Source organism: Amaricoccus sp., from assembly GCF_036846665.1.
Taxonomy (GTDB): Bacteria; Pseudomonadota; Alphaproteobacteria; order Rhodobacterales; family Rhodobacteraceae; genus Amaricoccus.
The window spans coordinates 1-6,960 of record NZ_DAIUBO010000204.1; the positions used below are offsets into that span (position 1 = coordinate 1).

Annotated in this window: 7 protein-coding genes; 6 read left to right on the plus strand and 1 reads right to left on the minus strand. The window is 69.1% G+C overall.

What is annotated here, in order from left to right; translation table 11 throughout:
* Together V7050_RS16420 and V7050_RS16425 are read left to right on the plus strand one after the other, a co-directional pair.
* A partial coding sequence (locus V7050_RS16420) for an amidophosphoribosyltransferase (protein ID WP_324410849.1) occupies positions 1-772 on the plus strand: 772 nt, incomplete at its 5' end.
* Entirely contained in the window at positions 769-1,446 is a 678-nt protein-coding gene (locus tag V7050_RS16425) for an SDR family NAD(P)-dependent oxidoreductase (RefSeq protein WP_324366662.1), read from the plus strand. The genes V7050_RS16420 and V7050_RS16425, both read left to right, overlap by 4 nt.
* A 40-nt stretch (positions 1,447-1,486) precedes the next feature.
* Here the strand turns inward: V7050_RS16425 and V7050_RS16430 are convergent, their stop codons facing one another.
* Positions 1,487-2,500, minus strand: a complete 1,014-nt coding sequence (locus V7050_RS16430) for an alpha/beta hydrolase family protein (protein ID WP_324366660.1) — start codon at positions 2,498-2,500, stop codon at positions 1,487-1,489.
* Positions 2,501-2,619: 119 nt separating this feature from the next.
* Here V7050_RS16430 and V7050_RS16435 point away from each other — a divergent pair, with 119 nt between their 5' ends.
* The 4 genes from V7050_RS16435 to V7050_RS16450 form a co-directional block, all read left to right on the plus strand.
* Positions 2,620-3,663 (plus strand): helix-turn-helix domain-containing protein, encoded by a 1,044-nt coding sequence (locus tag V7050_RS16435; protein WP_324366657.1) that lies wholly within the window; start codon positions 2,620-2,622, stop codon positions 3,661-3,663.
* Between the two features lie 441 nt (positions 3,664-4,104).
* A complete protein-coding gene (locus V7050_RS16440; protein ID WP_324366655.1) occupies positions 4,105-5,691 on the plus strand; it encodes a peptide ABC transporter substrate-binding protein in 1,587 nt (528 codons plus the stop codon).
* Positions 5,692-5,748: 57 nt separating this feature from the next.
* Positions 5,749-6,672 (plus strand): ABC transporter permease subunit, encoded by a 924-nt coding sequence (locus V7050_RS16445; protein WP_324366653.1) that lies wholly within the window; start codon positions 5,749-5,751, stop codon positions 6,670-6,672.
* Between the two features lie 196 nt (positions 6,673-6,868).
* A partial coding sequence (locus V7050_RS16450) for a hypothetical protein (protein WP_324410851.1) occupies positions 6,869-6,960 on the plus strand: 92 nt, incomplete at its 3' end.

The window sequence follows — 6,960 nt, forward strand, 5'->3', positions numbered from 1 at the left end:
CGAGCCGGGCGAGATGGTGATCTGGCCCGCGGGGGGGGTCGAGAGCGTGTTTCCCTTCGAGCGGCAGCGCCCGCGCTTCTGCATCTTCGAGAAGGTCTATTTCTCCCGCCCCGACAGCGTGATCGGCGGCCAGTCGGTCTACGAGAGCCGCCGGCGCATCGGCGTGGAACTGGCCCGCGAGGCGCCCGTCGAGGCCGATCTCGTCTGTCCCGTCCCCGACAGCGGCACGCCCGCCGCCATCGGCTATTCCCAGGAGAGCGGCATCCCCTATGCCATGGGGATCATCCGCAACCAATACATGGGCCGGACCTTCATCGAGCCCACCGAGCAGATCCGCAACATGGGCGTGCGCCTGAAGCTCAACGTCAACCGCGCGGTGATCGAGGGCAAGCGCATCGTCCTGGTCGACGACAGCGTGGTGCGCGGCACCACCAGCCGCAAGATCCGCGAGATGGTGATGGATGCGGGTGCCGCGGAAGTGCATTTCCGCATCGCCTCGCCGCCGACCATGTGGCCCTGCTTCTACGGGGTCGATACGCCCGACCGCGAGAAGCTCATCGCCGCGAGCATGAGCGAGGAGGAGATCCGCGCCTATCTCGGCGTGGATTCCCTGCGCTTCGTCTCGCTCGACGGGCTCTACCGGGCCTGCGGCGAGACGGAGGGGCGCGATGCGGCCCAGCCGCAGTTCTGCGACGCCTGCTTCTCCGGCGACTATCCGATCGACCCGTCGGACCGGGTCGCGCGCGGGTTCCGCGTCAAGGTTCCGGCATGAGCGATCTCGACGGGCAGGTGGCGCTGGTCACCGGCGCCAGCCGCGGCTTCGGCTTCGCGGTCGCGAAGGCCCTCGGTGTCCGCGGCGCGCTCGTCGTGGCCATGGCCCGCACCGTCGGCGGCCTCGAGGAACTCGCCGACGCCATCCTCGCCGAGGGCGGCCCCAACCCCACGCTGGTGCCGCTCTCGATCACCGACGAGGGTGGCCTCCAGCGCCTCTGCCTCGCCGTCCACGAGCGCTGGGGCCGGCTCGACCTCGCCGTGCATTGCGCCGCCCATGCGGCTCCGCTCTCGCCCACGCCGCATATCGCCGACAAGGATTTCGACACGAGCGTCGAGGTGAACCTGCGCGGCACCGAGCGGCTGATCGTCATGCTGACGCCGCTCCTGCTCGCCGCCCCCTCGGGGCGCTTCGTCTATCCTGCGGACAGCCGCGGCGGCGCGCCGTTCTTCGGCGCCTATGGCGCCACCAAGGCCGCCGCCGAGGCGCTGGTGCGGGGTTGGGCTGCCGAATCGGCCCGCATCGGCCCGCAAGTGCTGACCTTTCACCCCGGGCCGATGCCCACCGCGCTCCGCGCCCGCTTCCACCCCGGCGAGAACACCGCGGCGCTCGCGCCCTGCGCCGCCGAGGCCGACCGCCTGCTCGCCATGCTCGACGAGCCTGCCACCGCCTGACCCCGGCACATCGCCGGCAGGGCAAGCATGTCCCGCCGCGCTAGAGGCCGAGGCCTGCCGCGACGGATTCGACCAGCCGCGCATGAACCTCGGCGCGGTCGGCGCCTTCGGGATCGGTGCAGATCGGATCGTCGCCTTCTTCCGCCAGAATGTCCTCGGCGTCGGCTTTGCAGAGGCCGAGGAAGGTGAAATGACTTGCCGGTGCGATCTCCACATAGGTCGCGGCCGGCAGGCGACCCGCGAGATCGCTCCCCTCCGGCCCGACATCGACCGCCCCGAGGCGAGTGGCCGTGCCCAGGTTGATCAGGGTCACGTCCGGGATCGCTCCCGGCAGGCTCTCGGCGAGGACCGCGCCGGTGAAGCCCGGGTCGATGGCCACCGACCGCGTCACGCGGGCGTCGCGCGTCTCGGCGGAGAACCCGGGATGATCGGCAAATGTCACGCCGCCCCTGAGAAAGAAGACGCAATCCGCCGCGTCCGGCCCGGTGGTGCAATCGGCATCCTGCACTGCCCCGTCGAAGCGCAGCCCGGCGAGGCCGAGCGCGGTCGTGCCGCCGAGGGAGAACCCGACCGCGGCGATCCGGCCCGTGTCGACGAAGGGCGCGAAGTCGGGATCGGCGAGAAGATGGTCCAGGGCCGCGCTGAGGTCGCCCGCCCTCGCGGCCAGATCGACCGAGCGGCGGGGCGAACTGTCGCCGCTGGTCGATCCGGGATGATCGACGGCCAGCACGATGGCGCCCTCGGCCACCAGCCCGGCCGAAAGCCAGCCGATGCTGTCGGCATTGCCGCCCGATCCGTGCGAGAGAATCACCAGCGGATGCCGGCCATCGGCGACGGCCGGGCCGACGAAGGCCGGCGTCGGCGCAAAGATGGGCCCGTCTCCGACCGGCGTGCGATAGGTCGGGCCGGCGGCAGGATACCAGATCGAGGCGGCGACCGGCCGGGCGCGATGCGCCGCGATCAGGTCGAACCGGTCGTAGCCGGGGAGCATCTCCGCCGCAGCGGGAAGGGCGTGGACCGCGGCGAGGGCGGTCAGAAGGACAGATCGTTTCACGGGAACCTCCATGGGTGAATGTGCCTCCTTCCATGGGGCGAATACCGGCAGGGAAGCGTCCTCGATCCCGGATTCAGGTCGCCACGATCCGGATTTCGGTCGAATATGGTGCCATGCCGATGCTGCCCATACCCGCCGTCGTCGCCATCGTGCTCGGCTACCTCGCCCTCCGGACCCTTCTCTCGGGGGGCAGGCCGCTGCTGGTGATGATGCTCGCCGCCTGTGCCGGGCAGTCGCTCCTTGTCGCCCTCGTCGGCGGCTACGCGCTGCAGCCGCTGCGCCTCGTGCTGCCGGTAAGCGCCACCCTGATCCCTCCGCTGGCATGGATCACCTTCCGCGATGCGCTCGTCAGGCGGGCGACCTTGCGAGACGCCTGGCCGCACGCGGCCGCTCCCGCCTTCACGCTTTTCTGTCGCCTCTTCGCACCCCAGACGCTCGACATCGTCGTGCCGCTGGTCTTTCTCGCCTATGGCGGCGCGATTCTCTGGCAGCTGCACAGGGTCTCTGAGGCACCGCTCGCCCGGCTCGCGGCCGGCGGCATGCCGGGGCTGATCTGGAAAGCCCTCGGCTGGGCGCTGATCGCCTCGGCCATCGGCGACGGGCTGATCGCGCCGGCCCTGCGCGGCGGCCATGCGGGTTGGGCGGGCTGGCTCATCACCCTCTCCTCCTCGCTTGCGCTGCTCTTCGTGGGACTGCTCAGCGTTTCGCCGGAAGCAACGGGTCCGGACGACGAGGCGCGCGAGAGCGCCGAGCCGGAGCTCTCGAACGCGGAGATCGCCGAGAACGCCGGGATTCTCGCCCGGCTGGACGGCCTTCTGCGCCGGGAGCAGGCGCATCTGGATCCGAATCTCACGCTCGCACGGCTGGCGCGGCGACTGCACCTGCCGGAGAAGCGATTGTCCGCTGCGGTCAATCGCGCGACGGGAGAGAACGTCTCGCGCTACGTGAATCTCTGGCGCATTCGGCACGCCTGCAAGCTGATCGAGGGCGGCGCCTCCGTCACGGAGGCCATGCTGACGAGCGGCTTCAACACCAAGCCCAACTTCAACCGCGAGTTCCGGCGGGTGACGGGTGCTGCGCCGAGCGAATGGCCGAACCTGGCGCATGCCTCCGCGACGGAACCGGCGATCGCCGATCCGGACCGATGCTTTCGGGCGCAATAGGGCATGGGCCGTCGCCGGGGAACGGGCCCCGCCCCTGCACAGGCGTCCGGCACTCCGCGACGCGGACATGCCGGGCCGGGCCCGGAAACTCATGTGGGCGAGCACGTCGGCCTCGCTCGCTTCCATCAGGTCGGCGAGCTTCGGCCGGCGGGCGCGGAGCTGGTCGGCGACGTGGCGCCGGGTCTCGACGGCGTCAGGAATTCTGTGCATCGGCCACCGGCCCGGTTCCACTCTGGCCGCCCTCTCCCCGGACCCACCCGTATCCTGCGGTCGGAGGCCCGCGCTTCGCTCTCCCGCGTCATCGCGCGGCCGCTCCTGTCGCGAGGGCGGGACCGGTGATCGCATTCGTCGCATCGGCAGCATTTCTACTTGTCTGGAATGCGGGGCGGTGCAACCTTGCGGGGCATGGAAAACAAGTATCCGTTCGGGAGGATTGGGGTCATGACCCGCCACTTCACACAGATCGCCGCCGGCGCCGCCGCGCTGCTTCTCGCAAGCAGCGCGCTCGCCACCGCACAGACCGTTCTCTACCGCGGCAACGACACCGACCCGGCCACCCTCGACCAGCACCGCACCTCCACGGTCTCCGAAGCGAACCTGCTTCGGGACCTCTACGAGGGGCTCGTGACCACCGACCCGAGCGGAACGCTCATCCCGGCGGTGGCAGAGAGCTGGGAGGTCAGCGAGGGCGGCGACGTCTACACCTTCCACCTGCGCCCGGACGCGAAATGGTCGAACGGCGATCCGGTCACCTCCGACGACTTCCTCTTCACCTTCCGCCGAATCATGGACCCGGCGACCGCTGCGGGATATGCCTCGATCCTCTTCGACATCCTCAACGCGGAGGCGATCGCCGGCGGCGAGATGCCGGTCGAGGAGCTCGGCGTCGCCGCTCCCGATCCCCAGACGCTGGTCATTACCCTGCGCGGGCCGACGCCCTATTTCCTCGAGCTCCTGACCCACCAGACCGGCAAGCCGCTGCATAGGGCGAGCGTCGAGGCGTTCGGCGACGACTTCACCAAGCCGGGCAATCTGGTCTCAAACGGCGCCTACATGCTGGAGAGCTTCACGCCGAACGACCGGATCGTGATGCAGAAGAACCCGAACTTCTGGGATGCCGACAACGTCGCCATCGACACCATTAACTACATCCCCTTCGAGGACCGCTCCGCCTGCCTGCGCCGCTTCGAGGCCGGCGAGGTGCAGATCTGCTCCGACGTCCCCGCCGAGCAGATGGCCTACATGAAGGAGAACCTGCCCGACAATCTGCGCATCGCGCCCTATCTCGGCAGCTACTACCTGCCGGTGAAGGTCGAGAAGGAGAAGCTCGCCGACCCGCGCGTGCGCCAGGCGATCTCCATGGTCATCGACCGCGACTTCATCGCCGACGAGGTCTGGCAGGGCACGATGCTGCCGGCCTTCTCGCTGGTGCCGCCGGGCATCGCCAATTACGTCGATCCGGCGCCGGAGCTCGACTATGCCGGCATGGACCTGCTCGACCGCGAGGATGCCGCGATAGCCCTGCTCGAAGAGGCCGGGGTCGATCCCGCGACGCTGCAGATCGAGCTCAGCTACAATTCCTCGGAAAACCACAAGAACACCATGACGGCCGTCGCCGACATGCTGAAGAACATCGGCATCACCGCGACACTCAATGAGATGGAGGGCACCGGCTATTTCAACTACCTGCGCGAAGGCGGCGATTTCGACATCGTGCGCGCCGGCTGGATCGGCGATTACAACGATCCGCAGAACTTCCTCTACCTCAACGAATCCGGCGTCTCGTTCAATTACCCGCACTGGTCGAATGCCGAATACGATTCCCGGATGAAGGCCGCCGCGGAGACCACGGATCTCGCCGCCCGCGCCGAGATCCTCGCCGAGGCCGAGCGGATCTATCTCGCCGAAGTGCCGTCGATCCCGATCCTCTATTATTCGTCGCGCGCGCTGGTCTCCGACAGGGTCTCGGGATGGGAGGACAACCTCCTCGACAACCACGCCACGCGCTGGCTCTCCTTGAGCGAATAGCGCCACCCGCGCGGGGCCCCGTGCGGCGGGGCCTCGCGCGCATGATCGGGGGATGCGATGCTGGCCTATACGTTCCGGCGATTGCTGAGCGCGGTGCCGACCGTGTTCATCATCGTCACGCTCACCTTCTTCATGATCCGGCTGGCACCCGGCGGCCCCTTCGATCTGGAGCGGCCGCTCGACCCGCTGATCATGGCCAACCTCAACAAGGCCTATAATCTCGACGCCCCGCTCTGGTCGCAGTATCTCACCTATCTCGGCAATCTCCTGCGCGGCGATCTCGGCCCCAGCTTCACCCGCCGCGACTTCACGGTGAACGACCTCTTCGCCACCGGCATGCCGGTCTCGATCCTGCTCGGCTCGCTGGCACTCAGCCTCGCGGTGGTGCTTGGAACCTTGCTCGGCGCCTTCGCGGCGCTGCGCCAGAACACGCCGGTCGATTATACCATCGTCGGGCTCGCGACCTTCGGCATCACCACGCCGAACTTCGTCGTCGCCCCCTTGCTGAGCCTGCTCTTCGGCGTCGTGCTCGGATGGCTGCCGGCGGGCGGCTGGGAGCTCGGCAACCCGGCCTTCTGGATCCTGCCGGTGGCGACCCTGGCGCTTCCGCAGGTCGCGGTGATCGCGCGGCTCGTGCGCGGCGCGACCATCGAGGCGCTGCGCTCCAACCACGTGCGCACCGCCCGCGCCTACGGTCTTCCCACCCGCGTGGTCGTCGGGGTCCATGCGCTCCGCGCCGCCATGCTGCCGGCGGTCTCCTATCTCGGCCCGACCGCGGCGGGGCTCCTGACCGGCTCGGTGGTGGTGGAGACGATCTTCGGCATCCCCGGCATCGGCCGCTATTTCGTGCAGGGCGCGCTCGGCCGCGACTATACGCTCGTCATGGGAACCGTGGTGGTGATCGCGGTCTTCATCATCATCTTCAACCTGATCGTGGATCTGATGTACGCATGGCTCGATCCCCGGGTGCGGTTCGACTGATGCCCCGGGCGCCCCTCCCCTTCCGCCATGACACCCCCATCGGCCTTGGCCCGAACGTCCGTCGTCCCGAGGCCGGCCCAGCGCGCGGCCGGTTCCGGACGCGACCGCAGGCCCGGGCATCGCGCCCGGTTCGCGGGACAGAAGGAGGCCCCAGGTGACCGTGCATCCCGACCCGACCGAAGCCCTTCCCGTCGCTGTGGCGGGCCGTTCCCAGTGGCAGGACCCCTGGATCCGGCTGCGCAAGAATCGCGCCGCGCTCACCAGCGCCATCGTGCTCCTTGCGCTCGG